The following is a 289-nucleotide window of genomic DNA, read 5'->3' as shown; positions in this document are numbered from 1 at the left end:
TTTATGGTGCTCGGCAATATGGATGAATGGATGTTACTATGCCGTTTATAGGGTAGTGAAACGACAAGGGGTCTCTTTATGAGTCGCAAGAGTACAGATAAGAAAACCGATGCAGTGTCGAAAGGTACGGCTAAGACTCCTCAGCTTGATCAAGTGCATGCATCCGAGAAAAAAGAGAAGGCTAAGAAAAATACCTCCCTACGTTTAGATAAGAAAACATTGAAAGCACTGAAGATTATTGCGATAGAGCAAGAAACGAGTATACAAAAGCTAATTGAGAGCTTGGTAA

General features: G+C 40.5%; 1 protein-coding gene. It reads left to right on the top strand.

Annotated features, from left to right (window positions below; translation table 11 throughout):
• Positions 1-78: 78 nt before the first annotated feature.
• Positions 79-289, top strand: a 211-nt coding sequence (locus A3757_RS26370; protein ID WP_068739247.1) for a hypothetical protein, incomplete at its 3' end; no start/stop codon positions are given.

The organism is Oleiphilus sp. HI0117 (assembly GCF_001635235.1).
The sequence above is the reverse complement of the archived record's forward strand: the minus strand, read 5'-3'. Positions and strand labels throughout refer to the sequence as shown.